This is a genomic window from Neomicrococcus lactis, assembly GCF_014200305.1.
In the GTDB taxonomy this organism is placed as follows: domain Bacteria; phylum Actinomycetota; class Actinomycetes; order Actinomycetales; family Micrococcaceae; genus Neomicrococcus; species Neomicrococcus lactis.
In genome coordinates this window covers 247,142-274,095 of the sequence record NZ_JACHBL010000001.1, presented here as the reverse complement: position 1 = coordinate 274,095, position 26,954 = coordinate 247,142, and the positions used below count along the sequence as shown (strand labels likewise).

General features: G+C 59.1%; 28 protein-coding genes. 15 read left to right on the top strand and 13 right to left on the bottom strand.

Annotation, left to right across the window (positions count from 1 at the left end; genetic code table 11):
• Window positions 1-10: 10 nt before the first annotated feature.
• Both hemG and hemE read right to left on the bottom strand, forming a co-directional pair.
• Window positions 11-1,426, bottom strand: coding sequence for a protoporphyrinogen oxidase (gene hemG / locus BKA12_RS01420; RefSeq protein ID WP_338087388.1), 1,416 nt, complete (start codon window positions 1,424-1,426; stop codon window positions 11-13).
• A 1-nt stretch (window position 1,427) separates the two neighbouring features.
• Window positions 1,428-2,498 (bottom strand): uroporphyrinogen decarboxylase, encoded by a 1,071-nt coding sequence (gene hemE / locus BKA12_RS01415; protein ID WP_183640133.1) that lies wholly within the window; start codon window positions 2,496-2,498, stop codon window positions 1,428-1,430.
• Between the two features lie 140 nt (window positions 2,499-2,638).
• Between hemE and BKA12_RS01410 the strand changes: the two genes are divergently transcribed.
• Window positions 2,639-3,961: a glutamyl-tRNA reductase gene (locus tag BKA12_RS01410; RefSeq protein ID WP_183640131.1), complete on the top strand. Its 1,323-nt coding sequence runs from the start codon at window positions 2,639-2,641 to the stop codon at window positions 3,959-3,961.
• Here BKA12_RS01410 and moeB read toward each other — a convergent pair.
• On the bottom strand, window positions 3,958-5,127 hold the full coding sequence (gene moeB, locus BKA12_RS01405) for a molybdopterin-synthase adenylyltransferase MoeB (RefSeq protein WP_183640129.1): 1,170 nt from the start codon (window positions 5,125-5,127) through the stop codon (window positions 3,958-3,960). The genes BKA12_RS01410 and moeB overlap by 4 nt on opposite strands.
• 135 nt (window positions 5,128-5,262) lie before the next feature.
• On the opposite strand from moeB, the gene BKA12_RS01400 reads away from it, so the two are divergent.
• Both BKA12_RS01400 and BKA12_RS01395 read left to right on the top strand, forming a co-directional pair.
• Window positions 5,263-5,907 (top strand): TetR/AcrR family transcriptional regulator, encoded by a 645-nt coding sequence (locus tag BKA12_RS01400; protein WP_246361581.1) that lies wholly within the window; start codon window positions 5,263-5,265, stop codon window positions 5,905-5,907.
• 51 nt (window positions 5,908-5,958) lie between these two features.
• Window positions 5,959-6,180 (top strand): DUF3107 domain-containing protein, encoded by a 222-nt coding sequence (locus tag BKA12_RS01395; RefSeq protein ID WP_183640126.1) that lies wholly within the window; start codon window positions 5,959-5,961, stop codon window positions 6,178-6,180.
• 7 nt (window positions 6,181-6,187) lie between these two features.
• On the opposite strand, the gene BKA12_RS01390 is transcribed toward BKA12_RS01395, so the two are convergent.
• A complete protein-coding gene (locus BKA12_RS01390) occupies window positions 6,188-6,544 on the bottom strand; it encodes a 4a-hydroxytetrahydrobiopterin dehydratase (protein WP_183640125.1) in 357 nt (118 codons plus the stop codon).
• A gap of 45 nt (window positions 6,545-6,589) precedes the next feature.
• Here BKA12_RS01390 and BKA12_RS01385 point away from each other — a divergent pair, with 45 nt between their 5' ends.
• The 3 genes from BKA12_RS01385 (at window position 6,590) to BKA12_RS01375 (ending at window position 11,174) form a co-directional block, all read left to right on the top strand.
• The gene (locus BKA12_RS01385) at window positions 6,590-8,134 is read left to right on the top strand and encodes an RNB domain-containing ribonuclease (RefSeq protein ID WP_183640123.1); all 1,545 of its coding nucleotides are present in this window, start codon (window positions 6,590-6,592) and stop codon (window positions 8,132-8,134) included.
• A 281-nt stretch (window positions 8,135-8,415) separates the two neighbouring features.
• Window positions 8,416-10,164, top strand: coding sequence for a DEAD/DEAH box helicase (locus BKA12_RS01380; protein WP_246361734.1), 1,749 nt, complete (start codon window positions 8,416-8,418; stop codon window positions 10,162-10,164).
• 11 nt (window positions 10,165-10,175) lie between these two features.
• A complete protein-coding gene (locus tag BKA12_RS01375) occupies window positions 10,176-11,174 on the top strand; it encodes a DNA-methyltransferase (protein WP_183640119.1) in 999 nt (332 codons plus the stop codon).
• Here BKA12_RS01375 and BKA12_RS01370 read toward each other — a convergent pair.
• Window positions 11,133-11,984, bottom strand: a complete 852-nt coding sequence (locus tag BKA12_RS01370) for a PHP domain-containing protein (RefSeq protein ID WP_183640117.1) — start codon at window positions 11,982-11,984, stop codon at window positions 11,133-11,135. The two genes, BKA12_RS01375 and BKA12_RS01370, sit on opposite strands and share 42 nt — an antisense overlap.
• A gap of 98 nt (window positions 11,985-12,082) precedes the next feature.
• On the opposite strand from BKA12_RS01370, the gene BKA12_RS01365 reads away from it, so the two are divergent.
• Complete coding sequence (locus BKA12_RS01365) at window positions 12,083-13,651, top strand: aminopeptidase P family protein (RefSeq protein ID WP_183640116.1); 1,569 nt, start codon at window positions 12,083-12,085, stop codon at window positions 13,649-13,651.
• Window positions 13,652-13,763: 112 nt separating this feature from the next.
• Here BKA12_RS01365 and BKA12_RS01360 read toward each other — a convergent pair whose 3' ends face one another.
• Complete coding sequence (locus tag BKA12_RS01360) at window positions 13,764-14,663, bottom strand: YflT domain-containing protein (RefSeq protein ID WP_183640114.1); 900 nt, start codon at window positions 14,661-14,663, stop codon at window positions 13,764-13,766.
• Between the two features lie 75 nt (window positions 14,664-14,738).
• Between BKA12_RS01360 and BKA12_RS01355 the strand changes: the two genes are divergently transcribed.
• Genes BKA12_RS01355 through BKA12_RS01345 form a run of 3 tightly spaced genes read left to right on the top strand, consistent with a single transcriptional unit; the run spans window position 14,739 to window position 17,893 of the window.
• Window positions 14,739-16,073: a magnesium transporter MgtE N-terminal domain-containing protein gene (locus BKA12_RS01355; RefSeq protein WP_183640112.1), complete on the top strand. Its 1,335-nt coding sequence runs from the start codon at window positions 14,739-14,741 to the stop codon at window positions 16,071-16,073.
• 46 nt (window positions 16,074-16,119) lie between these two features.
• Entirely contained in the window at window positions 16,120-16,782 is a 663-nt protein-coding gene (locus BKA12_RS01350) for a DUF1003 domain-containing protein (RefSeq protein ID WP_246361732.1), read from the top strand.
• A gap of 1 nt (window position 16,783) precedes the next feature.
• On the top strand, window positions 16,784-17,893 hold the full coding sequence (locus BKA12_RS01345; RefSeq protein WP_338087387.1) for an Mrp/NBP35 family ATP-binding protein: 1,110 nt from the start codon (window positions 16,784-16,786) through the stop codon (window positions 17,891-17,893).
• Window positions 17,894-17,927: 34 nt separating this feature from the next.
• Here BKA12_RS01345 and BKA12_RS01340 read toward each other — a convergent pair whose 3' ends face one another.
• From BKA12_RS01340 to sigE, 3 genes are read right to left on the bottom strand one after another with little or no spacing between them, the layout of a single operon-like run.
• The gene (locus BKA12_RS01340) at window positions 17,928-18,332 is read right to left on the bottom strand and encodes a sec-independent translocase (RefSeq protein ID WP_183640108.1); all 405 of its coding nucleotides are present in this window, start codon (window positions 18,330-18,332) and stop codon (window positions 17,928-17,930) included.
• Between the two features lie 38 nt (window positions 18,333-18,370).
• Window positions 18,371-19,306, bottom strand: a complete 936-nt coding sequence (locus BKA12_RS01335) for an anti-sigma factor family protein (protein ID WP_183640107.1) — start codon at window positions 19,304-19,306, stop codon at window positions 18,371-18,373.
• Window positions 19,303-19,959 carry an RNA polymerase sigma factor SigE gene (gene sigE / locus BKA12_RS01330; protein WP_420826517.1) on the bottom strand — a complete coding sequence of 219 codons (657 nt, stop codon included), beginning with the start codon at window positions 19,957-19,959 and terminating at the stop codon, window positions 19,303-19,305. Before sigE ends, BKA12_RS01335 begins: the two co-directional genes overlap by 4 nt.
• Before the next feature lie 84 nt (window positions 19,960-20,043).
• Between sigE and BKA12_RS01325 the strand changes: the two genes are divergently transcribed.
• A complete protein-coding gene (locus BKA12_RS01325; protein ID WP_183640105.1) occupies window positions 20,044-20,679 on the top strand; it encodes an O-methyltransferase in 636 nt (211 codons plus the stop codon).
• Window positions 20,680-20,746: 67 nt separating this feature from the next.
• On the opposite strand, the gene BKA12_RS01320 is transcribed toward BKA12_RS01325, so the two are convergent.
• The 3 genes from BKA12_RS01320 to BKA12_RS01310 all read right to left on the bottom strand — a co-directional run bounded on the left by BKA12_RS01320 (window position 20,747) and on the right by BKA12_RS01310 (window position 22,262).
• Window positions 20,747-20,914: a DUF3117 domain-containing protein gene (locus BKA12_RS01320; RefSeq protein WP_183640103.1), complete on the bottom strand. Its 168-nt coding sequence runs from the start codon at window positions 20,912-20,914 to the stop codon at window positions 20,747-20,749.
• Between the two features lie 110 nt (window positions 20,915-21,024).
• Window positions 21,025-21,396 (bottom strand): DivIVA domain-containing protein, encoded by a 372-nt coding sequence (locus BKA12_RS01315; RefSeq protein ID WP_183640101.1) that lies wholly within the window; start codon window positions 21,394-21,396, stop codon window positions 21,025-21,027.
• A gap of 2 nt (window positions 21,397-21,398) precedes the next feature.
• A complete protein-coding gene (locus BKA12_RS01310) occupies window positions 21,399-22,262 on the bottom strand; it encodes an LOG family protein (RefSeq protein ID WP_183640099.1) in 864 nt (287 codons plus the stop codon).
• A gap of 293 nt (window positions 22,263-22,555) precedes the next feature.
• On the opposite strand from BKA12_RS01310, the gene BKA12_RS01305 reads away from it, so the two are divergent.
• From BKA12_RS01305 to BKA12_RS01290, 4 genes are all read left to right on the top strand, one after another.
• Complete coding sequence (locus tag BKA12_RS01305) at window positions 22,556-23,275, top strand: amino acid ABC transporter ATP-binding protein (RefSeq protein WP_183644362.1); 720 nt, start codon at window positions 22,556-22,558, stop codon at window positions 23,273-23,275.
• Between the two features lie 58 nt (window positions 23,276-23,333).
• A complete protein-coding gene (locus tag BKA12_RS01300; protein WP_183640097.1) occupies window positions 23,334-24,161 on the top strand; it encodes a glutamate ABC transporter substrate-binding protein in 828 nt (275 codons plus the stop codon).
• 133 nt (window positions 24,162-24,294) lie between these two features.
• Window positions 24,295-24,969: an amino acid ABC transporter permease gene (locus tag BKA12_RS01295; protein WP_183640095.1), complete on the top strand. Its 675-nt coding sequence runs from the start codon at window positions 24,295-24,297 to the stop codon at window positions 24,967-24,969.
• Window positions 24,966-25,817, top strand: a complete 852-nt coding sequence (locus tag BKA12_RS01290) for an amino acid ABC transporter permease (protein WP_183640093.1) — start codon at window positions 24,966-24,968, stop codon at window positions 25,815-25,817. Before BKA12_RS01295 ends, BKA12_RS01290 begins: the two co-directional genes overlap by 4 nt.
• 4 nt (window positions 25,818-25,821) lie before the next feature.
• Here the strand turns inward: BKA12_RS01290 and dapE are convergent, their stop codons facing one another.
• Window positions 25,822-26,943: a succinyl-diaminopimelate desuccinylase gene (dapE, locus tag BKA12_RS01285; RefSeq protein WP_338087385.1), complete on the bottom strand. Its 1,122-nt coding sequence runs from the start codon at window positions 26,941-26,943 to the stop codon at window positions 25,822-25,824.
• Window positions 26,944-26,954 lie beyond the last annotated feature (11 nt).

The following is a 26,954-nucleotide window of genomic DNA, read 5'->3' as shown; positions in this document are numbered from 1 at the left end:
TGCTGAAAGTTCAGCGAGAGTTCACGGAAACTCGTCCTCGAGTGTCCGCCACTACCGCCGCCAAACCGGTTCCAGCCAGCCACGCGCCTACCAATTGCAGGCCTTCGTTGTTGCCTTCGACGGCCGCACGCAGATCCTGCATTGCAGCACGGTGCCCCGGAGTAGCGAACGGCAATCCCCCGGTAAACCGCACCACATCGGCGTCAACCACATCAGCGGACGCAAGTTCTACACCAAGTAGAATACTCGCATCCTTGATGCCGGTTTCAATGAGTCGTTCATCCTCAAAGTTTGCTGGGACAGCATCATCCAAACGCCCGTAGGACAAACGCACCACGTGCGTTCCCGGACCGGCCGCTTCAGCCAGCCACTTCCACTTGGCACTCGCATGCGTCAGAGCCTTTGCGGTCACACCCTTCGTTCCAGGTGCCACCAGCAATCCCGTTCCACGAGGATGACTATCCAATTCAGGAGCGTCCACCATGAGCGTGACAAGCGCGATCGGAGCGCCCGTCTCTTGCGGGACCACCGCCTCAGCAGCCGCAAATTCAGCCGAAAGCAACCCGGCCGCCGTCGTACCGTCCGTTGCTACCACTAGCTTTTCGGTAGCAAAGGAATCCTCGGCAGTTTCAATCCGCCACGAACCATCATCGCCACGAGTCACGGACTGCACCGGCGCGGAGAGCAACAACTCGGCGCCGCGATCGCGCAGATCAGACACCAAGATTTCCGGCAGCATGCGCATGCCACCGTGAATACCAGCGACCGCAGAACCTGCCGGAGCCGCCTTGCGCAATGACGCCGCAGCGCGCGACAGAGAACCCTCGCGTGCCATGGCTTTGCGCAGTCCAGGAGAGACCGCATCCGCATCGAGAACGTCCGGATGCGCCGAAAGCACACCTGCAACCACAGGGGTGACAAGCCGTTCCAGCATCGTCTCGCCCAGGCGCGCTCGCACCAAATCACCAAAGCTGATCGGTCCTTCGAGCAGCGCTGGATCCACCGGGGTATCGAGATCGCGGGCGGCCTCGCGGGCCGCTTCTTCACCAATGACGACGACGACGTCCTCGGCTTGCGGATCGCCGGGAATCCCCATAATTCCGGATTGCGGCGACGGGAACGCTTCCGGTTCGCCGTGGGCATTCGTGGTGTAGAGGTACGAGCCGCCGGGCAACGGCGGCACGATGCTCTGCTCGATGCCCAAATCTTTGAGGAGATCGGCGACAGCGGTGGAACGCGTCGCGAAGGACTCGGCTCCGGCGTCGAGCGTCAGTCCGGCCAGCTCGTGCGAATACACGCTGCCGCCGAAGTGATCGGCCGCTTCAAGGACCGTGACGCCGAAACCGGAAATCGCGAGTTCACGCGCGGCCACCAGACCTGCGATTCCGCCGCCAATGACGATTGCGGTAGGGAGAACTTGAGTCACCTTATGCTCCAGCGACCGGCTCCGAGTGAATGAGTTCCACCAGTCGGGTGAGCACTTCTGGATCCGTCTCCGGCGGGACGCCATGGCCCAGGTTGACCACGTGAGCCGGTGCAGATTCGCCTGCGGCAAGCACATCGCGCACGTGGGCTTCGAGGACCTCCCACGGTGCAGAAAGCAGCGCTGGGTCGATGTTTCCTTGCAGCGGAACGTTTCCACCGAGGCGACGGTTGGCTTCGTCGAGGGGCAAGCGGTAATCAACGCCCACCACGTCAACGCCGACATCGCGCATGGCAACCAACAGTTCAGAGGTGCCCGTGCCGAAGTGGATCAGGGGCGCACCGAGATCGCGCACATGATCGAGCGCACGCTTCGAGGCCGGAGCGGCGAACTTCGTGTAGTCGGCGAGGCCCAAAGAGCCTGCCCATGAATCAAAGAGCTGAGCGGCGGAAGCGCCGGCTTCAAGCTGTGCACGGAGGAACTTGCCAGAAGCATCCGCGGTCCATTCCGCGAGAGCTGCCCAAGTCTCTGGGTCCGCATGCATCATGGTGCGAGGGCCCAAATGATCGCGCGACGGCTTTCCCTCAACCATGTAGGCAGCCAAGGTGAACGGTGCCCCTGCGAAGCCGATCAGCGGCGTCGTACCCAATTCCGCAACCGTGAGCGCAACGGCCTCGCGGATGGGATCAAGAGCCTCATCCGTCAGGGTCGGCAGCTTGGCGACGTCCGCGGCGGTGCGCACCGGCGAGCCCAGCACTGGCCCCACGCCGGGAACGATCTCCACGTCAACGCCCGCGAGCTTGAGCGGAATGACAATGTCAGAGAAGAAGATGCCAGCGTCAACGTCGTGGCGACGGACCGGCTGCAGCGTAATCTCGGAAGCGAGCTCCGGCTTCAAGCACGAATCCAGCATGGTGATTCCCTCGCGCACCTTGCGGTATTCCGGCAAGGATCGGCCAGCCTGACGCATAAACCAGACCGGGCGGCGCGACGGTTTTCCACCTCGCAGGGCTGTCACTAGCGGCGAATTAGCGGTGCGACCATCAACCAACGGGTGGTTTGCAGAAAGACTCATACTTCAATTCTCACCAATTTAACCTCAGTTCAATAATCCGTTCATCTATTAGCCGCAAACCTGTGGGATTGTTCACGAACGTGTCACTAAGGCATCCCTAATGCTTTTGAAGCCCCCTTGAGGGCTATTCTGGAAGCACTGTGGTTTTACTTTCACTTGTTGCCTCACACTCAAATTTGGACCTGGAAACGGTCGCCCGCTTAAGCGAGGGCGCGTCCCAGGTCGCTTCTCGTGTCCTCGAAGATGAGGTCCCGGTCAAGGGTGCTGTAGTGCTCTCCACCTGCAACCGCTACGAAATTTACGTTGAGGCGGAATCCCATCAAGACGTTCACATCGCGCGTGACGCCGTGGTTTCTCACGTTGCTTCCGCGACCGGTTTGGACATTTCCGAAGTCACTTCCGCACTCCAGACAAAGGTGAACGACGACGCCGTAGCTCACCTTTTCTCCGTGGGTGCCGGACTCGATTCTGCGGTCATTGGTGAACGCGAAATTGCGGGCCAAGTGCGCCGCGCGCTGATCGAAGCGCAAGCAGGCGGCACGGCTTCCGGTTCGCTCATTCGTTTGTTCCAGACGGCCTCCCGCACCGCTAAGGACGTGGGAACGAAGACGTCTCTTGGTTCTCGCGGACTGTCCGTTGTGTCCGTGGCTCTGGATTTGGCTGCCGATCTCGACGAGCGCGAGTGGCGCGAAAAGAACGTAGTGGTCTTCGGCACCGGTGCTTACGCCGGCGCAACGATGGCGCTGCTCAAAGAGCTTGGTGTCACGAACATCTCTGTTTTCTCCCAGACCGGCCGCGCGGAAACCTTCGTGGAAACCCGTGGAGGCGTGGCGTTGGACGCTATGTCTTTGGGCCCGGCACTTTTGAACGCGGATGTGTTGGTGGGTTGCTCCGGCGGCGGTCAGCAGATTTCCGGCGCCGATCTGGCCAATAATGAACGCACCCACCCACTCGTGGTGGTGGACTTGGCCTTGTCTCACGACTTTGATCCAAACATCGACGCTCTCGATGGCGTTCACTTGATTTCCCTCGAGTCCGTCCGCATGGCCGCTCCTGCTGAGACGGCTGACGCTGTCCGCTCTGCTCGCCAAATTGTGGATGAGGCAACGCAAGAATTCGCCGTGAGCCTTCGCGAGCGCTCCGCAGACTCTGCCATTGTGGCCCTTCGCAAGCACACCATGAGCGTGCTCGAAGAAGAGCTCAACAAGGTGCGCGCGCAGCACGGTTGTACTGCTGCTGCTGAAGAAGTTGAGTTCGCGATGCGCCGCATGGTCAAGCAGCTATTGCACGTGCCGACTGTTCGTGGACGCGAGCTGGCAGCTCAGGGCCGTGCGGATGAATATGCGCAGGCCATCGAGACGCTGTACGGCATCACCGTGGAAGACAAGTCTTCTGTTGCGTCATCGCCTGCATCATCTTCCACAGGAGCCGAGTGCCCCGTGGATCACCGACTCCTCGGCTAATACTTCGATCCGCCAGGCTGGCCGGAGTCGATCCACGCGTTCACTCCCCCGCGCACGTGCTGGATATTCTCGTAGCCGTTGGCGAGAAGGTAACGCCCCACCTCAGCTGAACGTCCGCCTGACTTGCAGTGCAGGATGATTCGCTTGTCTTGAGGCAACGTCACGTCCCCTGACAAGATGTCGGCTCGCGGAATGAGTGTGGCTCCGGGAATGCGTGCGATACCTGCCTCTCCGACTTCTCGTACGTCGATGAGCTCAAAGTGTTCGTTGTTCGCTTCTCTCGCTTTGAGGAGCTCTTTGAGTTCGTGAACATCAATTTCGGACACAGTCACGTGTTCTTCGCCCTTGGCCGGCATCCCACAGAAGGCCGGGTAGTCCTCCAGCAGCTCTGCGGGCTGAACAGTTTCAGGATCTTTTTCGAGCGTGACCTCAGTCCACGATGTCTCGAGAGCATCCAGAATGAGCACACGACCAATCAGCGGCTTGCCAATACCCGTAATGAGCTTGATGGCTTCTGACGCCATGACACTCCCGATTTGGGCACACAGCACGCCAAACACTCCGGCCTCTGCACAGGACGGCACCAATCCAGCTGGCGGCGCTTCGGGATACAAGTCCCGATACGTTGGCCCCACTCCGTTCCAGAAGACCGACACTTGGCCGTCGAACCGGAGAATAGATCCCCAGATGAGGGGAATCCCAACGATCGCGGCGGCGTCGTTCACTAAATATCTGGTGGCGAAATTGTCCGTGCCATCCAGCACGACGTCGTAGCCCCGGAAAATCTCCAAAATATTGGAGGCATCGAGCCGTACTGCGTGCGTCACCGTCTTCACGTGCGGGTTCAGTCCGGCGACGAAGCTCTCAGCCGATTCCACCTTCAACGTGCCCACAGCATCTTCGCGGTGAATGACTTGGCGTTGCAGGTTCGAAGAATCCACGGTGTCATCGTCAATGATTCCCAATGTTCCTACGCCCGCTGCCGCAAGATACATGATGGTCGGCGCACCCAAGCCGCCAGCGCCCACGATGAGCACCCTCGCGTTCTTCAGGCGCTTTTGGCCCTCGAGGCCCACTCCGGGCAGGATGATCTGCCGCGAATACCGTTCAATCTCAGCCTGACTCAGGTCTGCGGCGGGTGACACGAGCGGTGAAAATCCAGTCATGGTGTCCAGCTTAGCCCTCCCGATTCGCCAAATATCTGGCGCGCAATCGACGGCAATTTATGGGCTTGAGTGCTTCTCGGGTAACGCCAAGAGTGGGTGGATCGGGATACGATGCTGGGTAGGTTTTGTAGTCCAATGGAGAGGTGCACTGTGCCTTCTGATGTAGGTCCAACTAGTCGCACCGTTCGCATGCCTCGTGATGAACGTCGACGCCAGTTGTTGAGCGCCGCTCATCATGTTTTTGTAGACAACGGCTACCACGGCGCATCCATGGATGAGATCGCCGAACTCGCTCAAGTATCCAAGCCGGTGCTGTACCAGCACTTCCCCGGCAAGCGGGATCTGTACCTCGCGATCCTTGATACCCACCTTGAATCTCTGCTTGAGCAATTGCTCACGGCCATCAGCTCCACGGACAACAACAAAGAGCGCGTGGGCGCCACCATCCGCGCGTACTTCGAGTTCGTCGCTTCTGATTCAAAGGCGCACCGTTTGGTGTTTGAGTCTGATGTGGCTCGCGATCCGGACGTGGCCGAGCGCCTAGAGAAGTTCAACGACACTTTTGCCCAGGCCGTTTCCAAGGTAGTGAACGAGCAGACCAGCCTTCCTGAAGCGCAGTCCATTCTTCTGGGCAACGCACTCATTGGCATGTCGCAGGTCGCCGCTCGAGCCTGGCTGGATCAGTCCACGTCCGTGGATTTGGAAGAGGCAATCTACTTGGTCTCTCGTTTAGCTTGGCGCGGAATTGGTCGCGTGGATCAAGAACAGCCCGCCGAATAACGTAGCGTAAGTACACAACCCCCTGTTGGTCTTTTTGCTCTAGGAGTAGTCATGGAAATTCGCATCGGAATTCAGCATGTCAACCGCGAAATCGTGCTGGAATCTAACCAGTCTGCGGAAGACATTATCGACGCCGCTTCCCGCGCCACGAACGAGGGCACGGAGCTTCGCCTCGAAGACAGCAACGGTCGAGTCATCATGATTCCTGGCGCTCGCATCGGCTACGTAGAAGTTGGCGCAGAGCAGCAGCGTCGCGTGGGCTTCGCTCAGTAACGAGTTCTTACTTTTTGAATTGCTCTCCGTAGCGCTCTGGTTCGGCGGTTCCGCCCAACTCAGCAGCTGCTACGGAGAGCTTTTCTGCTAAATCGGTGTCTTTTCGGGTCACTTTCGTGCCTTCAGAGTGCGTAGAGATCGCCAGGAACACGGTGTTCCATCGCCACTCTAGATCCGGGTGGTGCTGTGCGGATTCCGCGGCAGCACCCGCTTTGCCCATAAACTCCACGGCCGTCGCGGACTTCTTGAACTTGAATGCCGAGACCACATGAGAGTCTCTTTCACGCCAATCCGGTAGCTCGGCAAGCGCGGCGCGGAGGGCTTCGCCGGACAGAATTTCTAGCTTTTGTTCAGACTCGCTCATGCCTTCAGCGTACGGGTGACCCATACCACTGGGTAGGGTAGCCACATGGTGCATCAGCATATTGACCTCAGCAGTAGCGCTCACAGCACACGCCTCGAGGCTGCCCTCGCGGCACTTGTGCAGAAGTTTGAGCTACCCACCGAGTTCCCTGCGGACGTGCTGGCGGAGGCGCAAGCCGCCGTTACGCAGCATGATCTGCCGGAGGAAGATCGCACTGACATCGATTTCGTGACCATTGATCCTGCCTCTTCTACTGATCTGGATCAGGCGGTCTTCATCCAACGTGAAGGCTCCGGTTATCGCGTCTTCTACGCGATCGCTGACGTACCCTCCTTTGTCCAACACGGCGGCGCCCTGGACGCTGAAACGCGCAAACGCGGCATGACCATCTACCTCCCGCAAGGCCGGATCCCGCTGCATCCTGAAGTCATTAGCGAAGACGCTGGTAGCTTGCTTCCCGATCAATTGCGCAGCGCTTACATCTGGAATTTTGAGCTCGACGACGCAGCTAACGTCACGTCGGTCAGCTTGGGTCGTGCGCAGGTCAAGAGCCGCGCAAAGCTCTCCTACGACGGCGTACAGAAGGACCTCGACGCCGGCACGGCGTCCGAGTCTTTGCAGCTCTTGCGCGAAGTCGGCGAGAAGCGCATTGCCTTGGAACGTGCCCGCGGCGGCGCGAGCTTGCGCATCCCTGAGCAGGAAGTTGAAGCAGACGGCGAGCACTTCAAGCTGGTTCAGCGCGCACCGCTGCCTGTTGAGGATTGGAACGCCCAGATTTCGCTCATGACCGGCATGGCCGCTGCAGAGATCATGCTGGAGCACAAGGTGGGCATCTTGCGCACTATGCCTGCTCCGGATGAGCCAAGCATCGCGAAATTCCGCGCTCAAGCGAAAGCTCTGGGGGCACCGTGGTCACAGGATGTGAAGTACGGCGAGTTCTTGCGATCCTTGGACCTCAGCGATCCCAAGCAGCTGGCCCTCATGCATCAAGCGTCAAGCCTGTTCCGCGGCGCCGGCTACACGGCGTTCGATGGAGAAGCACCGGAGGAACCGGCGCAGTCCGCCATCGCAGCGCCCTATGCGCACACTACCGCTCCCCTGCGCCGCTTGATCGACCGTTTCGTCTTGGAACTGTGCGATTGTCTGGTCAACGGCCGGCCGATTCCCGACACTCTGCGCGCAGCTCTCCCCGAGCTTCCCGATTTGATGCAGGCTGCCGGCCAGCTCGCGTCCAAGACAGAACGCGCTGCTCTAGACACGATTGAAGCAGCCATTCTCGCAAGCCATGTAGGCGAGGTGTTCGAGGGCGTAAGCATTGAAGCCCCTACTGCGCAGCACCTCGAAAAGGCGCAACAGAGCGGACGCAAGCCGTATGGCACGGTTCAGCTCACCAACCCGCCCGTCACGGCAAAGTATGAAGGAAACGTAGCTGCTGGCGAACACGTTCGCGTGGTACTCAAGGAAGCCGATATCGAGGCATCCAAAGTCAGTTTCGAAGTGGCTGGTAGCAACTCACCCGAAACCACGGGTGATAACACTGGCGAGAACTCGGGCGAGAAAGTAGCGGGAAACGAGCATTCTGCGTCCTAGACGGTAGACTGACCTTTGTAGTTAAGGATGCCCGGTCGTATCTTTCAATTTTTCCTTGACAGGATCACCCAGCGAACCTGTCCGCGAAGATGCTCAGTCTCTTTGCACGTTAGCCCGCGATCGGCTCCGCTGGACAGCGCTCCCCTGTGAGTAGAACCGCCCCACTGGGCGCGGCTAATTCACTCACCCCACGGGTTGAGGCGCACGAACGAATGTGAATATTGCACGTGAATAATGATTTAAACAATCCAGAATTGATCGAGGACGAATCCCTCGAAAACTTGCCAGTTGCAGGTGACATCGAAGTTGAGGCCACGCGAGAGGCCATCGAAGAGAAGACTTTTGCCGATTACGGCGTTCGTCAGGACATCGTCGATTCCCTCGCCGCTGACGGCATCTTGCACCCCTTCCCTATTCAGGCCATGACGTTGCCTGTCGCTTTGGGCGGCAATGACATCATCGGTCAGGCCAAGACGGGTACCGGTAAGACCCTCGGCTTCGGCATCCCGGCTCTCCAGTTGGTTGTTGGCCCGGATGATGAGGGCTATGACAAGCTTCCCGATCCAGGCGCCCCACAGGCCCTGATCGTGGTTCCTACGCGCGAACTCGCTGTTCAGGTCGGTGCTGACTTGAACACCGCTTCGAAGTTCCGCAACGCTCGCGTCGCCGTGATTTACGGCGGCCGTTCGTACGATTCCCAGATCGAGGAACTCAAGCGCGGTGTGGAGATCGTGGTTGGCACGCCCGGCCGTTTGATGGACCTTCAGCGCCAGAAGTACTTGAGCCTGAAGAACGTTAACATCGTGATCCTTGACGAGGCTGACGAAATGTTGGACCTCGGCTTCTTGCCGGACGTTGAGAAGATCCTCGCGAGCACCACGGCGATCCGCCAGACCATGCTGTTCTCTGCAACCATGCCTGGCCCGGTCATCGCCATGGCCCGTCGCTACATGACGCGCCCCATGCACATTCGCGCTTCGGATCCTTTCGATGAGTCCATCACCAAGAAGAGCATCCGCCAGCTCGTTTACCGCGTTCACCAGTTGGACAAGGAAGAAATGGTGGCTCGCATCCTTCAGGCTGAAGGCCGCGGACGCACCATCATCTTCACCAAGACCAAGCGCAGCGCTGCGAAGGTCACCGAAGAACTCATTGACCGCGGCTTCGCTGCAGGCGCCATCCACGGCGACCTCGGCCAGGGCGCCCGCGAACAGGCTCTTCGTGCCTTCCGCAACGGCAAGGTCGATGTCCTCGTGGCTACGGACGTGGCCGCTCGCGGTATCGATGTCGATGACGTGACCCACGTGATCAACTTCCAGTGCCCTGAAGATGAAAAGACCTACCTCCACCGCGTGGGACGTACGGGCCGTGCCGGCAACTTGGGCACCGCCGTGACTTTCGTGGATTGGGAAGACATTCCTCGCTGGGGTCTCATCAACAAGGCTCTTGGCCTGGACTACGCGAACCCAGCTGAGACCTACTCTTCGTCTGCGCACTTCTTTGAAGAGCTCAACATTCCTGCTGGCACCAAGGGCCGCTTGCCACGCCACAAGCGCGTGCGCGAAGGACTCGAAGCTGAAGAGCTCGAAACCCTTGACGCCAAGAAGGATCGTCCAGCCTCCCGCGATGGCGGACGAGGCGCTGGCTCCCGCACCTCCGGCGGCCGCAGTGGCGGTTCCCGTTCCGGTGGTTCGCGCTCCGGCGGAACTCGCGGCGGCTCCAGCCGTTCAGGCGAGCGCGGCGGAAACCGTGGCGAAAACAGCACCGAAAATTCCAGCGCAACGTCAGCGGATGAAACCGTAGACGAAGGCACTCGCGCGCGCCGGCGTCGTCGTACTGTCAAGAATACTGACGGCACCGCGGCAACCACTGCGTCTCGCGAAGACGGCGAAGGCAAGCACGGCCACAGCCACGGCCGCGCGGACCGCCCACAGGACGAGCACAAGGCGCCCCGCCGCCGTCGCACGCGCCGCGTAGTTGGCGAAGGCGAAGGCTCGCAGCACTCCGAAAATCAGGGCAGCAACGAGTAGTTATGCCACACATGGATCTGGCGTCCCCCACTGAGGGGACGCCCGTCCAGCTGATTATCCACGGTGATAACGCGGACGTTTTGCCTCTCTTCCCGGACGAAGTAGCCCAAGTTATTTACGTGGATCCGCCGTTTAATACGGGCCGAGCGCAAGTTCGGCAAGAGGTCAAAACAGTGCGCACCAAGCCAGGCGAAGGCGATCGCCGCGGCTTCAAAGGCAAGGAATATGCCACCGTCCTCGGCGCGCTGCATCGCTACGATGACTCTTTCGCCGATTATTGGGAGTTCCTCGAGCCGCGCATGCGCGAGGCTTGGCGCCTACTCGCGCCCACCGGCACGCTCTACGTGCATTTGGACTACCGCGAGGCGCACTACGTCAAGGTCATGCTGGACATGATTTTTGGGCGCGAGTGCTTCCTCAACGAGATTATTTGGGCCTATGACTACGGCGCACGGTCGAAGTCTCGCTGGCCTACGAAGCACGACACGATCCTGGTGTACGTCAAGGATCCAAAGAACTATCACTTCGACGCGAGCGCTGTGGATCGCGAGCCGTACATGGCTCCCGGCCTCGTCACGCCCGAAAAGGCTGCGCTGGGCAAGCTCCCCACGGACGTCTGGTGGCACACGATCGTCTCCCCCACCGGCAAGGAAAAGACCGGATACCCCACCCAGAAACCGCTGGGCGTGCTGCGCCGCATCATCGCCGCGTCATCGCGACCAGGCGATCTAGTGCTGGATTTCTTCGCCGGCTCCGGGACCACGGGCGCGGCCGCCGCCGAATTGGGGCGCAGTTTCGCGCTGCTGGATCAGAATCCCGCGGCGGTTTCCGTCATGACCTCGCGCATTCCATCCGCTTCGGTCATGGTTGCCTCAGAGTACGACGACGCTGGCTTGCGTGCCGCCGTCGCGGAACTGTTGGACTCGCCTGCTGACAGCTACGATGTTGCGTCCGATGTTGAAGCTGTGTCAGCTGATGCCGACGCTGTGGCTTCCAGTACCGAGCTCTAGGATGCGCTCCAATTGATCTCTTGCGGTGGTGTTTTCCGCAAGGCGGTTGGGTTTGCCGGTGCCGTGGTAATCGCTTGAACCGGTGACGATCAGGTCTTCTTGCGTCGCAAGTTTGAGGAGCTGGGTGCGCGCGTGCTCAGGATTATCGCGATGGAAGACTTCCACGCCAGCCAGTCCGGCATCGATCATGTCGTGAAAGACGTTTTCTGCCACCACGCGTCCGCGCGCTGAGGCGAGCGGGTGCGCGAAAACTGGGACACCGTTTGCTCGCTTGACCAATTCAACAGCCTCTACGGGATCCACCGCATAGTGACCCACGTAGTACCGCGAACCCGGAACCAAGATGCGGGCGAACGCTTCGCTGCGATCCCCCACAACACCTGCTGCTACCAGCGCGTCCGCGATGTGTGGGCGGCCAATGGTCGCGTCTTCGTGAGTCTGTTCTTGCACCGTATCCCACGTGATTGGGAAGTCTTCGGACAAGAGCTCCACCATGCGTTGTGCGCGGGTGACGCGAGAACTGCGAGCGCGGTTGATCTCGGCGAGCAGGTCCTCGTTCAGCGGATCATGCAGGTAGGCGAGCAAGTGAACGCTGATGTGGTTGTCAGTGCGGCAGGAGATTTCCATGCCCGGCACCAAGCCAATTCCCGTTTCCAGCGCCGTCTGTGCGGCTTCTTCCCACCCGGAAGTCTGATCGTGATCCGTCAGCGCGACCACCGAGAGTCCTTGCTGAGCTGCAGCGCGCACCAGATCGCCCGGGGATTCCGTGCCATCCGAAACATAAGAGTGAGTGTGCAGGTCAATCAGCATGTACCCACATTACCGAGTCCGCTGACGCGACATGGATCGGCGCACGTGCTCATAGCCGCCGGTTGGCCGAGCTGGCAACTTTTTGACAGACTTGCAGGATGAACAATGCTGCTGATTTGACCTCCCCTAATGCGTCCGCTGAAGAACCTCAGCCACTGGCCGAACGAGTAGAAAATCGCAGCCAGCGACCATCCTCGGAAGCGTTCAAAGAATTCATGGCTTCCCAGTGGGCGCCTTCAACTGACGAAGTTGCCGGACTCGATGCTTCAGCACCGTTTGCTGCCCAACGCCGCGCCGCGCTGTCGAAGAAGTTCCCCGATGACCGTCTGGTAATTCCGGCCGGTCCCTTGAAGGTTCGTTCGAACGACACGGACTACCGTTTCCGCCCGCATTCTGCGTTTGCGCACCTCACGGGCCTTGGCCTGGACCACGAGCCGGACGCCGTCTTGGTGTTGGATCCCGTGGCATCTGGAACGGGCGACAACGGTAGCAACCACATCGCTACCTTGTACTTCCGCCCCATGGCCGGCCGTGACAGCGAAGAGTTCTACTCCAACGCGCGCACGGGCGAATTCTGGATTGGCCGTCGCCCCACTCTCGAGGAATTCGAAGCACGTTTGGGCTTGCCCACCGCGCACATGGATCAGCACCTTGAAGACGCCATCACCATCAACGCGGGCCCCAAGGAGTTCGGCGGCAAGCGCATCCGTTTGATGCGCGACGTTGACTTGAATTGCGATGCTCTCGTGGACACTTCGCGCGTCAACACCAATGTGGACTTGGAAGAATCTGACGGCTACGACGCCGAATTGGCTGAGGCAGTCTCCGAGCTTCGACTCATCAAGGATGAGTGGGAAATTGAGCAAATGCGCGCCGCCGTCGATGCCACCATCAACGGATTCCATTCCGTCATTCAGTCACTCCCCCGCGCCGTAGACCACAAGCGTGGCGAACGCGTAGTTGAGACCACGTTCTTCGCTACCGCTCGCGAGGAAGGCAACGACCTCGGCTACGACACCATCGCCGCCTCGGGAAACAACGCCACCGTTCTCCACTGGATCCGCAACAACGGCCAGGTGAATACGGGCGACCTGATCCTCGTGGACGCCGGTGTGGAAGTGGATTCGCTCTACACGGCGGACGTCACCCGCACGTTGCCGGTCAACGGTGAGTACTCTGAGGTGCAACGCCGCGTGTACCAGGCAGTGTTGGACGCTGCGGATGCCGCATTTGAGGTAGCCAAGCCTGGCGCTAAGTTCCGCGACGTGCATGCTGCCGCTATCAAGGTCTTGGCTGAGAACTTGGACAAGTGGGGCTTGCTTCCTGTGTCCCTCGACGTTGCTCTGTCTGAAGAAGGCCAGCACCACCGCCGCTGGATGCCTCACGGCACCAGCCACCACTTGGGCCTCGACGTGCACGACTGCGCTCAGGCCAAGAAGGAGCTGTACCTCGACGGTGTCATCGAGCCAGGCATGGTCTTCACCATTGAGCCTGGTCTGTACTTCAAGGCCGACGACCTCGCCGTGCCTGAGGAATACCGTGGAATCGGCGTGCGCATTGAAGATGACGTACTCATCACCGAAGACGGCAATGTCAACCTCTCCGCCAACCTGCCACGTCGCCCGGATGAGATTGAGGAGTTGATGGCTCGCCTTACCAAGGCCTAAGCCCTCACGCACTCACGAAAACGGCGCCTCTCCCGCAAGGGAAAGGCGCCGCTCTACATTGGTAGTGCAAGGACAGAACTTCTATCCCTCAAACCACCGAAAGTGGATTGCTTTAGCGCTGATCAGAATCGCGGTTTTCGTTCGATTCATCGCGCTGTGGTTCCGCCGATGCAGAAGGTTCTGCGTCTACATGCTTGCCTGACTCGACCGTTTCAGCACCTGTCTCGGGAGCAGCTGGCTCAGCTGGCACGGCAGGGGTGCGTGGCGCCGACCGATTATCGATGCGAACACCATACTGAGGGCGGCCGTCGGGAAGGTCGTTGTAGCTAGAGCTCAGCGGAGCATCTTCTGTGCCCGATTGCTGAGAGGCTCCAACGTTTCCTTGCTGGGCATTTTGCGGGGTGCCCTGCTGAGTTCCGAAGTTACTTCCGTACTGAGCCGTGGGCTGGCCCAGCTGCTGGCCTGCCGTCGCTGCCTGCTGCGTCTGTTGCTGGGTGGCGTAGCTACCTTGAGAAGCGAAGTTTCCACGCATCGGCAGTTTCGCGGCGAGCGCTCGTGCGGCTTGGGCTTGTTCAAACGCTACGACGACGTCGTACGACGTGGCCAACACTTGCTGCGAGGAGGCGAAGTCACGCTTTCCGCGGCGCATCGAATACGTGATGACACCGAAGATCATCCAGATGGCCATGCCGAGCACTACGGAAGTGAGCACCTGCATCATGTCGCCGGTCCCAAAGAGGGACAGGATCAAGCCCACAAAGGCGCCGAAGAGAGCACCTTGAGCGGCACCAGAGAGTGCCACCTTGGGGTAAGACAACTTGGCGGTGACTCGTTCCACCATCTTCAAATCGTTACCCACGATCGAGACGTTGGACACAGGAAAGTTGTTGTCCGCTAGATAGTCCACTAGCTTCTGGGCATCAAGGTACGAATCGAACCGGCCCAAGAGATCACCCTTAGGCAAGAGGGAATCGAGCTGAGCGGATACTGGTGCGCCATATGGTGTCGACATGTTCTTATTGTGCCCTCATTCACTAGAATGCGTGGCATTTATCGCCACTGGTGAACCGCGAACTAGGCTAGACATATGAATATGCCCAAAGTCTTCGTCGCGCGCCTTCTTGGCCTCGACGTGTTTGATCCCCTGGGAGATCGACTGGGCCGCATGCGAGACGCGGTCGTTGTTGATCGTGGCCTGAATAAACCTTCGCAGTGCGTTGGTCTTGTGGTTGAGGTCCCAGGTAAGAAGCGAGTCTTCGTACCTATGACTCGCGTGCAGTCCATTGACTCAAGCCAAATCATTTGTTCTGGTCTGGTGAATCTCCGTCGCTTCCAACAGCGTGGCGTGGAGACACTAGTTGCTGCCGAACTCTTTGACCGTAAGGTCACTTTCCGCGACGGCTCCGGCACGGGAACTGTTGAAGACATCGGCCTCGAGCGCCAGCGGAGCGGCGACTGGGCGTTATCCGATTACTACGTGCGTCGCGGCGAAGCGGCGTCCTTTGGTTTCCGCGCCTTGCGTCGCGGTGAACGCCTGCTGGTGGGTTGGGAAGAGATCCTGACTCTCGGCCAGACGAGCCCGCAGGGTGCTTCCAACTTCATTGAAGCTCACGAAGAAATGAAGCCCGCAGACTTCGCTGACGCTCTCCACGAGATGAGCGACAAGCGACGCGTTGAGGTTGCCCAAGAGCTTCAAGATGATCGCTTGGCTGACATTCTTCAGGAGCTCCCTGATGAAGAGCAGGTCCAGATTCTTGAGTCCCTCGAGATTGAGCGTGCTGCCGACGTCCTCGAAGAGATGGACCCGGATGACGCCGCCGACCTCCTCGCAGAGCTCCCGGAACATCAACAGGAAGCACTTCTTGAGTTGATGGAGCCTGAGGAAGCCGAGGACGTCCGCCGTCTTCTCGAGTATGAAGAGAACACTGCTGGCTCCATGATGACGCCAGTGCCCATCATCTTGCCCCCGGAAGCAACGGTCGCCGAAGCTCTCGCCTATGTCCGTCGCGAAGAGCTCAGCCCTGCGCTCGCTTCATCTGTCTTCGTATGCCGTCCGCCGTTGGAAACTCCCACCGGCAAATACCTCGGCGTCGTCCATATGCAAGCTCTCTTGCGCTGGCCGCCTCCAGAGGCCCTGGGCAAGATCGTCGACAAGGACTTGGAGCCGATCAGCGACCAAGCAGACGTCAGCGAAGTAGCGCGCATGCTGGCTACCTATAACCTCACCTCGGCTCCCGTGGTAAGCCAGGACGGCCGCCTCGTTGGCGCCGTCACCGTCGATGACGTGCTGGACCATCTTCTCCCCGAAGACTGGCGCAGCAAGGACGAGGATGACAACGTAATCGCTCCCAAAAAGAAGGTCACGTCACTGCCCCGCTTGAATCCGCTCAATGCTAAGAAGGGAGGCGCACGCCGTGGCTGAGCGCACACCGATCATTCCCGTAGATTCCAAGGGGCTCGATACCCCGATGCAGGCGAAGGAACGTTTCCTTCCACGGTTCTCGCCGAACCCGGATGCCTTTGGCAGCGCTACAGAGAAATTCGCGCGCTTCATGGGCACGCCGTCCTTCTTGGTCTGGATGACCATCTTCTGCATCGTCTGGATTCTGTGGAACACGATAGCCCCGGAGCCGGTTCGTTTCGACTCGGCAGCATTGGGCTTCACCGCCCTGACCCTCATGTTGTCGTTGCAGGCTTCCTACGCCGCGCCCCTGTTGTTGTTGGCGCAAAACCGTCAGGATGACCGCGACCGCGTCTCCGTGGCGGAGGATCGCCAGCGTGCAGAGCGCAACCTGTCTGACACCGAGTACTTGACTCGCGAGCTCGCAGCCTTGCGCATCGCATTGCGTGATGTCGCGACTCGTGACTACGTGCGTTCGGAGCTCCGTAGCGTCCTCGAAGAACTCATTGAGACCAGCGACGGTGAAGAGATCCGCCTGCGCAGCAAGTCCAAGAAGAAGGACCGCGATCCGCAGACCACCACGATCAAGCAGATCAAGCCCAAAAAGAAGGATCAAGAGGACGACGACGCTGCTTCCGTCACGGAGGAAAAGTCGGGTTCCGCTTCGGTCGACGAGGCACCTGCGGTTCAGCAAGATTCTGTGAGTAAGCCAAAAGGAGACACTGTCTAGCGTGACAGAGCTGGAACGCGCCGTTCAAGCGGCCCTTGCAACCGTTCAGGACCCAGAGATTCGCCGGCCCATCACGGACCTCGGAATGGTTCCTTCCATCACGGAAGACCAGTCCGGGGAACGTCCGGGACACATCACTGTTTCGATCCTGCTCACGATCGTGGGATGCCCTTTGAGCACCACGATCGAGCGGGACGTGACCAATGCCGTTAGCGCCGTTCCGGGTGTAACCGGAGTCGACGTCGAGGTGGGCGTCATGTCGCCGGAACAGCGCGCTGAGCTCATCAGTTCCCTGAAACGGCGCACTATCCCCTTTGCGGATCCGCAGTCGCTCACTCGCGTGATTGGCGTGGCTTCAGGCAAGGGCGGCGTAGGAAAGTCCACGGTCACCGTCAACCTCGCCACGGCACTGGCTGCCCAAGGTTTGAAGGTGGGTGTGGTGGATGCCGATGTCTACGGCTTCTCTGTGCCTGCCCTCATGGGGCTGGGTCAGGCTAAGCCCACTCGCGTGGGCGAGCTCATCATGCCACCGGTGGCTTTTGGCGTGAAGGTCATCTCCATCGGCATGTTCCTGGATGAAGCGCGGCCCATCATGTGGCGCGGCCCCATGCTTCACCGTGCGCTCGAGCAGTTCCTGACTGACGTGCACTTCGGCGACTTGGACTTCCTGTTGCTCGACCTCCCACCAGGCACTGGAGACATCGCTATTTCGGCGTCCCAGCTCTTGCCCGGTTCCGAGCTCTTGGTGGTCACCACTCCGCAGTCAGCCGCGGCAGACGTCGCCCAACGCGCTGGTGAAGTGACGTCTCAGACGGGACAGAAGGTCATCGGCGTCGTGGAAAACATGAGCTGGATGGAGCTTCCGGACGGCTCTCGCGTCTCCCCCTTCGGCGAAGGCGGTGGCCAGAAAGTTGCCGACGCACTGAACGTCGAACTATTGGGAAGCATCCCCTTGGAGTCAGCCCTGCGCGCTGGTGGAGACGAAGGCACGCCCGTTGTCATCGGCGATCCGGGATCCCCTGCAGCTCAGGCTTTGATGGCTATTTCGCAGAAGATTGCGGTTGCCCCGCGCGGATTGTCAGGTCGGCGCCTCGGCGTACAGCCGCTCTGAGCCGCGTTGAAGTTAGCTAGCTGCTAAGTCGCCTCTAGGTAGCTTCTGAGTCGTAAGGCGCGCGCTCACCGGCAGCTAACTGCGCAACTGGAGCTGCGGCGTCGTACTTGGGAGAATCCCCGGCAGAAATAGCGCGCTGCGAGCGATCCGGCAGCGGCTCCTTCGCGGCATTGATGGCGTCGTCGAAGTCATCAAGAAGCGCATCGCGGATGATTTTGCGAGGGTCATATTGGCGGGGATCGAGCTTCCGCCAATCGAGGTCAGCGATCTCATCGCCCACTTCTTCGCGCAACTGCTCCTTCGCGCCCGTGGCCATGCGGCGCAATTCGCGCACCAAACGGCCAAGCTGCTGCGCATACTCAGGCAACTTTTCAGGACCCAAAATGAGCACAGCAAGAATGGCAAGGACTACAAACTCGCCACCATTAATTCCAAGCACTACTCAAGCCTACTAGTTCTCAGACCCAATTTTTGACCTTATGAAACGCCCACGAGGCGACCCAGACCGTCCACCAAGCGATTCCACGGATCCGTCTGACGCTCTACAAACTGGAGCCGGCCTTGGTCCGTAGTCTTCAAACGATCGAGCACTTGTCCAGCCAGTGTGGCGACGTCATTGCTGACAGGCGTCACGGCGTTATTAGCTGTTTGTGTCCCGGTTTCGATGTCCACGGTGTACTGAGCCGCGGATACCTGAAGGTTGCGGACAATCCGATGCGGATTGGGGTCCTTGTCGGCGCTAGCCATGCGGGAACCCGGCCGCTCCGCTGCTTGCAATGACGCAGATTCCAACGACGTCTCGTGGCTTCGTTGCTCCACCACGCTCACCGTCACCGCGGGACGCGTGGCGCTTGCCTCTTTCACGAAGTTCATCGTGACTTCGTAAACGCCGTTGGCCTTGCGGGCCTGAGCCTTATCAAAATGAAGACCCAGAAAATCGAGGCTCGCGAGGTTCCAACCGTCACGGCGCAGCCCAGCGACGTCCGTCGCTGACAGCGGCTGCGGAGTCTCGCTCCACGAATTCGCGAGCTGCGGGAATTCTGTCTTCGCGTTGGCAGCACTGCCGCCAACGCTCCACGCAGCAAACAGCGCGCCCGTGAGCAGCACGAGGGCCGTCATGCACGCCATCATGGGGGTGAAGGCTCGCGAGCGGGCCGGCTCCTCAGGCACGTCGTAGTGATACTCCGGCGCTACCACTTTGGCGGAGAGCAGTTTGGACTGGAGCGACTGCGGAACTGAGGCATCACCGTGCTGGCGCTTCAGCAGCTGCTTGAGCTGCCGCTTTTGCGCGACTTCGCGCTTGCACTCGGCGCAGGACTCAAGATGGCGTGTGAAATTACCGGCGCGTTCCGCATCTAGTTCGCCGTCCACATAATCATCGATCCACCGCCGGTAGCGGTCGAAGACGGTCAAACTTCCGTAACCCCCGGCGAATGGATCGCCGACGTGCGGCGAACCAATCCTGAAATGGCGTTCGTGACGCCATTCGTCGCACGAACAGAAGCGGGATCTCGGTGTGCCAGTTTGGCGCGCAGCATGGTGCGGCCACGGTGAATGCGCGAGCGCACCGTGCCGAGTTTGACGTCCAAGATGCGGGCTACTTCGTTGTAAGGCAGGCCTTCGAGGTCGCACAGCACTACTGCCGCACGAAATTCAGCCGGCAGTTCGTCGAGTGCCTTCTGCACGTCGAGATCGAGGTTCATCTCTTCGAAAGCACGCTCTGGGCCTGGATTGGTGGCAGGAACGCGCTCTTCACTGCCGTCAACGAAGGCATCAAATCGAATGCGCTGCTTGCGGCGGGTTTGATCCAAGAAAAGATTGGTGGTGATGCGGTGCAACCATCCACCAAGCGTTCCCGGCTCATACGCATGGAGCGAGCGGAAGACTCGGAAGAAGGTCTCTTGAGTGAGATCTTCGGCATCTTGGCGGTTGCCCGTCAATCGGAACGCAAGTCGGTAGACTTGGGCAGAATATTCTGCAACGATTTCCTCCCAGCTGGGAATGTCCGCTGCATCTGCGGCGGGAGGGTTCTGGGTGGCAACGGGGGCTTTCACGCAGTCAATTATTCCGTGCAACTCTGTAAGGATTCTGTACGAGAGCTGGATAAGCTCGCAATTAACCTATGAGCCGTTTAAGGAACTATTGCCCACATGAGCGCCGAAAAATTTAGTAGCTGGTCCTATACCGAAGCCCTCCCACTCGAGGATGAGGTCTTGGTTCGGGCTCGCGAGCGCGCTCACGAGTTGGGCGTTGCCGCCGTGTCCCCCGGAACTGCTGCGTTGATTACGTCCGTAGCCGCCGTTTCCGGCGCCCGTAACGCGGTGGAAGTCGGCACGGGCGCTGGCATTTCGACGCTTGCCCTTTTGCGCGGACTCCCCCAAGACGCGATCCTCACCACGATCGATGTGGACATTGAGCACCTCGGCGCGGCTCGCGAAACGCTCGCGGACGGTGGATTCCGCCCGAACCGCACGCGCATCATCACGGGCAAGGCACAGGATGTCTTGAACCGCTTGACTGATAACGCCTATGACTTGGTGCTGATCGACGCGGACAAGGCGAACTCGCTCGCCTACGTTGAGCACGCGTGCCGCCTCTTGCGCCGCGGCGGAACACTCATCTTAAACGACGCCCTCGATAACGACCGCGTCCCACAGCCAGCGATCCGCCAGACATCCACCACGGCAACCCGCCAGGCCACGCGCTACGTGCGTGATCGCGACGATTTCGTGACGTCGACGGTCCCGACCGGCACTGGCGTACTCATTGGCGCAAAGCGCGCTTAATCAGGGCTTAAAAGAAAGTAGCGCCGTACTTTAGCGATATTGCTGAAGTACGACGCCGCCGCTGAAGTTACTCAGTAACGTTGAGCAGGCATTCCTTGAGGTTGGTAGCTTCCTCGGCGTTGAGCTCGAGGACCAAGCGGCCGCCGCCGTCAATCGGCACACGCATGATGAGGCTGCGCCCCTCCTTGGTGACTTCCATTGGACCATCGCCAGTGCGTGGTTTCATTGCAGCCATAGCTACTCCTTGCCTCCTGGGCCGATAATGACGTCGGGCCCACTTTTTGTCACGAGTGCCGGAAACCTACGCCCTAAAGAGACGCCGAAATCCGCAAGTTACGTTTCATATTATCCCTGTGAATCGCTCGTGGCGCTAATCACACGCTGCTGGTCGGCATCTTCGAGGAGGCTATGAAGTCGCTCAATTTCTTGCGACAGGGTGTCAATCACCGTATCGACATGGTCTGCACGGTAACCACGAAGGCCTACTGGCAGTTTGAGATTCTTCAAGTCCTCGGCACGAGGATGCTCCGGCAACAGCGTGGGCGGCAAGATCGGAGTGGGCTCATGCAGGCCCACCAACAGCGTTTGCCCATCTGGTGAATCAATGACTCGAGCAATGGCTCCTGTGCGCTCACGCGTGCGGCGAGTCGAGGACACGGCGAAGAATGCGGCCACACCGAGGATTAGTACGGCGAGAACAATGAGAACTGTTTGCATCGTTAGATCTTTTCTTTGTCGCCGTCAGCGCCAGTTCGGCTTGAATAAAGCTTGGCCGGATGGAGTCCGTTTGGGCGCTTAACGTCTTCTGGACCAACAAGACCTTTGTAGCCCTGAATTACCCATTCAACAGCTTCGGCGGGATCGTCAGTCACGCGCAAGAGGTTGACGTCCGCTTCCGAGATCATCCCTTCTTCCAGGACCCTGGTGCGAATCCACTCGAGCAACGGTGTCCAGTACTCCACGCCGTAAAGCACAATGGGGAAGTTGGTGATCTTTTCGGTCTGCACAAGCGTCACGGCTTCGAAAAGCTCGTCAAGCGTGCCGTATCCACCCGGCATCACCACAAAGCCTTGCGAGTACTTCACGAACATGGTCTTGCGTGCAAAGAAGTAGCGGAAGTTGATACCCAGATCCACGTACTCGTTCATGCTGGATTCGAAAGGCAGTTCAATACCCAGACCTACAGAGACACCCTCAGCTTCAACAGCACCCTTGTTGCCGGCCTCCATGATTCCCGGACCGCCACCGGTAATCACTGATAGCCCTTCGCCCACCAGGCGCCGCGCAATTTCCTCGGCTGCCACGTAATACTTCGATCCGCGCTTGGTCCTCGCCGAACCAAAAATGGAGATGGCAGGGCCGAGCTCCGAAAGAGAGCCGAAGCCTTCTACAAATTCACTCTGGATGCGCAAGACGCGCCATGGGTCGGTGTGGGTGAAATCTAGCGGCGTCTTGGTATCCAACAAGTAGTTGTCAGCCTGCCGAATTTTCGCTTGATTCCGCCGAAGTGTGACCGATCCTTTGTGGCGCGCACTGTGAGGCATCTTGTCAAAAAACTTCGGATCATAGTTTCCAGCGCTCATGGTTTCACTTTACGTGATGACCACCGCGCGCCCCTTGAGCGCCGGCACGATTGACCACTAATACGAACTGCCTATCCATTGAGCTATTCGTGATTCACGTGCCGAAGATTTCGTTTTGATTAAATTGGGGGTTAATTCTCATAAAATTCCCCGTGATGGGCATTACATGCAGTAGTGTTCTGGCCATGACCCAAGAACTCGACCCCGCCGACGAAAGTGCTGGTACGGACCACGTTCTGGTACCGGATGCGGCACAAAGCTCTCCAGCCTCTGCTGGCCAACCTGTTGTTCAGATGCGAGACGTCAACAAGCACTATGGGCCGTTGCACGTTCTCCAAAACATCAACCTTGAGGTCAAGCGCGGTGAAGTAGTGGTGGTCTTGGGCCCTTCGGGCTCCGGAAAGTCCACGCTTTGCCGCACTATCAACCGCCTCGAGACCATTGATTCTGGCGAGATTTTGATCGACGGAGTCAAGCTTCCTGAAGAAGGAAAGCAGCTCGCAAACCTCCGCGCGGACGTGGGAATGGTATTCCAGTCCTTTAACTTGTTCGCCCACAAATCCATTCTTGAGAATGTGACTTTGGGTCCAATCAAGGTCAAGGGCATGAAAAAGGGCGAAGCAGACAAGCTCGCTCTTCAATTGCTCGAGCGCGTTGGCGTAGCAAACCAGAAGGACAAGCTCCCGGCCCAGTTGTCCGGTGGTCAGCAGCAGCGTGTGGCAATCGCCCGCGCGTTGGCCATGCGTCCAAAGGTCATGCTTTTTGACGAGCCGACTTCCGCTTTGGACCCCGAAATGATCCAAGAAGTCTTGGACACCATGATCGCTCTTGCCAAAGAGGGCATGACCATGATCGTGGTGACCCACGAGATGGGCTTCGCTCGCCGAGCAGCTGACCGAGTCATCTTCATGGCTGACGGACAGATTGTGGAGCAGGCGACGCCGGAACAGTTCTTTACGAATCCACAGTCCGACCGTGCCAAGGATTTCCTCGGCAAGCTCATCAAGCACTAACCCTCTATTACATTTCCCACTCAGCACCATCTCTCATGCACAACATAAGGAGAACAACATGCGACGCACTGGACTAGCAGTAGCCGCAATGGCAGCCGTTGGCGCACTCACCCTCACCGCTTGCGGCGGCGGAAGCACGGGCGCAAATGGCTCGAGTGACAAGATCAAGATTGGTATCAAGTTTGATCAGCCAGGCCTCGGTTTCAAGGACGGCGAGAACTACAAGGGCTTCGACGTTGACGTAGCTCGTTACGTTGCCAAGGAACTCGGCTACGCCGAGGACAAGATCGAGTGGGTTTCTGCTCCTTCTGCCAACCGCGAGAACATGCTTCAGAACAAGCAAGTGGACATGATCTTTGCGACCTACTCGATCACTGACAAGCGCAAGGAATCGGTGGCATTCGCCGGACCGTACTTCGTAGCTGGCCAGGACTTGTTGGTCAAGTCAGACTCTGACATCTCGGGCCCTGAAGCCCTTAACGGCAAGAACCTCTGCTCCGTAACCGGCTCCACCTCGGCTCAGAAGGTTAAGGACAACTACGCCGCAAAGGTAAACCTTCAGGAACTTCCGGGCTACGCCGAGTGTGTCACCACCATGGCTGGCGGCTCCATTGACGCCGTGACCACGGATGACATCATCTTGGCCGGCCTCGCCGCTCAGGAAGCCTACAAGGGCAAGTTCAAGGTTGTTGGCCAGCCATTCTCCACCGAGAAGTACGGCGTTGGTCTCAACAAGGATTCTGACAAGTGTGCAGCCATCAACACCGCGATCAAGAAGATGATCGACTCCGGTGAATGGAAGAAGGCTCTCGAAGCTAACACTGCCGGAACGGGCTACACCCCTTCCAAGGACAATCCTCCAGCACAGGATGCCTGCGCCAAGTGACGTTGACGTGGTGAGGTCCTCATAAGGTTCTCGCCATTCGTCACCGACACCAAGTCCAAGCTGTTGGGGGTGGCCGTCCAACTCGACGGTTGCCCCCACAGCATTTTCACCGACTGACGCACCAAGGAGAGTGATGGACAGTTACCTTTCCATCTTCACGGAATACAACATTCCGGCAGCGTTCTGGGTAAACATTCAGTTGACCTTCTGGGCCGCTATCGGCTCCCTCATCATCGGCACCATCGTTGCGATGATGCGCATTTCCCCTATTCCTAGTTTCCAGTGGATTGGCGCCGCGTACGTCAACATCATTCGAAACACGCCTCTGACCATCATCATCCTGTTTGGTGTGCTCGCGCTGATTGGCCAGTTGGGTGTCCAGCTGGGCAGTTTCCAAGAGAACTTCTTCCGCATGGCGATCGTCGGACTCTCCGTCTATCACGCGGCGTTCGTGTGTGAGGCAATTCGTTCCGGCGTGAACACCGTCCCGTTGGGCCAGGCTGAGGCCGCCCGTGCAATTGGACTGAGCTTCTTGCCTTCGGCACGGCTTGTCATCCTCCCGCAGGCGTTCCGCGGCGCAATTGTTCCTCTGGGCAACACGTTGATCGCTTTGCTCAAGAACTCGACGGTTGCTGCTGCTGGCTCGGTGGCTACGGAAGCGTCGTCCGTCATGAAGACCATGATTGAGTTCCGCGCCGACGTCGTGATCCCCATCTTCTTGACCTTCGCCCTTGGCTTCGTCATCTTGGTGATCCCGATTGGCCTACTCACAACGTGGCTCTCTAAGAAGTTGAAGGTGGCACGATGAGCGCATCAGTTCTATTCGACACCCCCGGCCCGAAGGGTCAGCGCAACATTGTGCTGATCAACGTGATCGGCTTCTTGATTGTCGCTGGCTTCATAGCCTGGATTGTCATTGGTCTGGCGGCTAAGGGACAGATGTCCTGGAGCCAGTGGGACGACTTCTTACAGGCACGCACCTGGATGGATTACTTGTTGCCAGGTCTGCGGAACACGCTCTTGGCAGCGTTCCTCGGCATTGTCGGCTCGCTGATCTTCGGCCTCGTCTTTGGTGTGGGCCGACTGTCAGAGAACAAGGTGGTCCGTTGGCTGTCCTCGATCGTCGTTGAGTTCTTCCGCGCCGTTCCAGTGCTGTTGATGATCGTCTTCTTCAACATCTTCATTGCTCGAGTTCTGGGCATCACCCAGAACTCCACCCTGATCGCTGTAGTCGCCGCCTTGGTGCTCTACAACGGTGCTGTGGTGGCTGAGCTGGTGCGTTCGGGCGTCTACGGTCTTCCTAAGGGTCAGCGCGAAGCTGCAACGGCCATCGGTATGACCAACGGACAGTCGCTGCGCCTCGTGGAAATCCCTCAAGCGCTCATCGCCATGTTGCCAGCCTTGATTGGCCAGTTCGTGGTGATCTTGAAGGACTCCGCACTCGGCTACATGATCAGCTTCAACGAGTTGCTGTTCTTCGGCCGCACGTACGCTTCCCCGAATGGCAACATTCTTCAGGCGCTCGTGATTGTGGCTCTGATCTTCATTCTCCTCAACTTCTCCATTACGAAGCTTGCTGAGTGGGTCTCCAAGAGCCTGTCCTCGCGCGGCCAACGGGTACGAAACCCGAAGGCCGCCATCAACGCCGAGGCGTAAGAACCTAGCTAGACAACCAACGAGTCAAAGCCGCGAGACATTTCCGAATGTCCGCGGCTTTGACGTTTTCATCGTCAGTGTGAGCCAGCAAAGAATCGCCCGGCCCAAAGTTCACGGCCGGGATTCCCAGCTCGGAAAAGCGTGCCACGTCCGTCCAGCCGTACTTCGGCTTTGGCTCGGACCCTACCGCCGCCACGAACGCAGCCGCAGCCGGCCGGTCCAAACCTGGCCGCGCACCCGGCGCCGCATCTGTCCGCACCACATCGAAACCGGACAATAGCTCGCGAACGTAAGCTTCGGCGTCGTCCACTGTCAACGATGGAGCGAAGCGGTAGTTAATCTCGATCTCGCACGCGTCTGGAATGACGTTGCCGGCCACGCCGCCGGAGATGCGGACGGCGTTCAAGGACTCACGGAACTCCAAGCCCTCAACGGTGCGTGTGAGCGGCTCGTGCTCGGCCAAGCGAGTGAGGATCTCAGCGGCACCGTGGATGGCGTTCTTGCCGCGCCAGGCGCGTGCCGAGTGAGCGCGTAGGCCGTGGGTGCGGGCGACAAAACGAGTGGTGCCGTTGCAGCCGCCCTCGACGTCGCCGTTGGTTGGTTCCAGAAGCACCGCGAAATCCGCTTTGAGCCATTCCGGCAGGCTCTTCGCGACACGGCCCAAGCCGGACAGCGACGCTTCAACTTCTTCATGATCGTAAAAAATAAACGTAATGTCCCGAACAGGTTCAGTGATGCTCGCAGCGATGGCGAGCTGCACTGCCACGCCACCCTTCATGTCCGTGGCGCCGCGACCGTAGAGCGTCTCCCCTACCCACTGAGAGGGCACGGTGCCACGACGAGGCTCGGCACCTTCGGGGGCAGGCTCTGGCAAAGGCACGGTGTCCAGGTGACCCGCCAAAATGACGCGTTCACCGCGATTCAGCTGGGTTCGGGCCATGACGGTGTCGCCGTCTCGAACTACTTCAAGGTGCGGCAAGGCTCGCAAACTGGCTTCCACTGCGTCGGCGATCGCCCGCTCGTTTCCGCTCACTGATTCGATATCCATGAGCTGCGCGGTGAGGTCTGCAACGTCCTGAGTGAGGTCCAAAGACAGCGGCGCAGCGTTGTTGGGGTGGCTATTCACACGTTCCTCCG